The 2,445-nt window shown below is 33.4% G+C and carries 2 protein-coding genes; both read right to left on the reverse strand.

What is annotated here, in order from left to right; translation table 11 throughout:
- Positions 1-202: 202 nt before the first annotated feature.
- Positions 203-859: an STM2766 family helicase-associated protein gene (locus E5987_RS12540; RefSeq protein ID WP_160336405.1), complete on the reverse strand. Its 657-nt coding sequence runs from the start codon at positions 857-859 to the stop codon at positions 203-205.
- A complete protein-coding gene (locus E5987_RS13390; protein ID WP_338143626.1) occupies positions 859-2,355 on the reverse strand; it encodes an STM2767 family DEAD/DEAH box helicase in 1,497 nt (498 codons plus the stop codon). The genes E5987_RS12540 and E5987_RS13390 overlap by 1 nt, the downstream gene beginning before the upstream one ends.
- Positions 2,356-2,445: the final 90 nt, after the last annotated feature.

Consider the following 2,445-nt stretch of genomic DNA (forward strand, 5'->3'; position numbering starts at 1 on the left):
TTTTAACTTCCTCAGACCTAGATCAACTGTAAATGTTGAGGTCAAAGTTTGAGAGAAAATTATTTTGGACAGCAGTGTTTTTAGCTATATGAAATTCGTGTGTTAGAAGTTATGCATTCAAAAACGATTTCGTTAAATGTCTTATTTTGCCGTAATTGGTGAAGTTTTCCGTTATTTCTAAGTCGGAAAACTTAATCAAGTATCATTTTTTCCTATTTTTTAAAAGAAACCATCTTTCTTTTTCGTTATCTAATATATCTATAAAATCTTCTCTTGCTAGAGAATTTTTTAATCCTTTTTTAAAAGTAGCAGACTTGGCTAAATTGGTATCTAAGTGGTATCGAGGATGAAAAGTTGGCTCAGCGTGCCCAAGGTCATCATCGTACCTAACGTAACCAAGCTCAGAATAAAGAATTGGTTCAATTAATGGCCGAAGTTTGTCAATAATAAAATAATATTCTTCATCTCTCTCAAGAATAAAATCTTCAAAAGAGCAAGGAAAGGAGGGGGAATCGATAAAAGTAGAAAGGGCTGAAAACATCTTGTTGTCAATCTCTTCGCCATTCACGTAAAACGTAAGTTCTTTATCTTCTTTCTGCTTAATATGAAGATCGGGTGGTAATGCAATAGAATAGTACTTATTTTTAGAAAAATAAAAAAAACGTCGACTTTTCCCGAGACATTTCAAAACCACAGTTGCCTCAGAAAGTCGGCAATTTGAAGGCGTATTAAGTGTTACCAATCTCAAGGATTCTATTAAGATCTTAAGAAGTTCTTTTTTACTCTTTAAGATCTGTTTGGGAAAGAAAGTATTAGAGTACGCCTCAGAAAGTTCGTAATGCCAAATAGCTTTAGTCATCAATAAAGATTTTTAACACTATCAACAAATCTTGAGAACTCTCCTAGAGTATAAGTTAGGCCGGAGTGTTTGAACAGTTCTTTAATTTTTTGTTTTGACGTTTCTTTTAAAACCCCTTTTTTTACTAGCTCCTCATCAAATAGTTCTCCGATAGACTTAGCGTTTGATAAATTAAGGAGGTTTATTTTTCTTTTAATGGTTGCAAGTTGGTCACGGTTAGGCTTACTTACCTCTATTTCTCGATCAGCATTGATTTTCATCAATCCTTTCTTAATCGAAGACAACTCTGGCCAGTTGTTTAACAAAATATAGGAGCGTAAAAATGAACGTGTAATCATCGTATAAAGGGAACTTCTAAACTGATAATCAGCAGAAAAATCATCAACTACACAAATAACAAAGGGAAACTCCAATCCTTTAACATTGTTTGCATTGGTGACGTAAATTTTATTTTCGTAAGTTTGTTTTTCTTCATAGCCTCTTACAACATCCAGATTTAGATCCATTAAAATGCGGTTTGTAAGAGAATCCATTCTTTGGAAAATATCTGTTTTTTGGTTAACAAAAATAATTGCTATTTCCCCTAGTTTTACGGTTTCATTTTCTACTCGAATTTGATTAACAAGTTCACATATTTTTTCTTCTGATGTATCTTCAACAAGTTTAACGCTCTCGTAGTTTTCTTCTTCCGAAAAACGTATGTTTGGCGTTCGAGTTAAGGTAATTGTCCTTTTGTTATTTTTTTTAATCTCGTATCCTAGCAATTTCCACTGTTCATTTGAAAACCATTGTAATTTTTCTAACTCAAAGAGCCCAAGCTCTAATCCATGTGCAAACATTAGCGTTCTTGGATCAGTTCTATAGCATTGTCTTAAGTTAATATCCACAATGTTTTTTGTATTAGAGTCGGTCTTCGCAAAAATGTTTTGGAACACATCTCCTGCAGCATAGATTTTTTTCTTTACTACTAATTCTATAAGTTCAAAAAATTCTTTTGGAAAATCTTGACTCTCATCAATTAGGAGATAATCTAGGCAAAACTTAAATTCTTCTTTAGGTATTTTTCTAATGTTTTCCAATAATTCGGCAAAGATTTCTTTATAGCCGAAGAACCTACTATATCTGTGGAAGGGAAGTTGATAAAAGTCACAAATAAGAGCGTAGAGGCCAGAATTTGGGTTTCCTTGACTTCCCCAGGCATGAGATACCCACAATTTTTCGTTCCACTTAATTTGTTTATCGACTCTCATGAAATCGAAAAAGTTAGGCACTCTTTCTCTAAGTTTCTTGGCTAACGCAATATTATGGCAAGTGAAGAAAATTTTTTCATCCTCTGTGGTCGAGTAAATCTCTTTAAGTTTGTGTAGAAGTAACTCTGTTTTCCCAGAACCAGATAGCCCTTGAATTCTTATGGTTTTTTTAAGAGAAAGATTTTCATAAATGAATTTAGTCTGATCAGCGTCAAATACTATAATTTTTTTTCGAATTTTTTCGATTCTATCTTCTGGTCAGGTCGGACGCATCAGAAATTAAATAGAAGACCACGATAAGGGTTTCCTTTTGAAGGGAGACCTTAGCCCAGGGAG

The organism is Parasutterella muris (assembly GCF_009767915.1).
Taxonomy (GTDB): domain Bacteria; phylum Pseudomonadota; class Gammaproteobacteria; order Burkholderiales; family Burkholderiaceae_F; genus Parasutterella; species Parasutterella muris.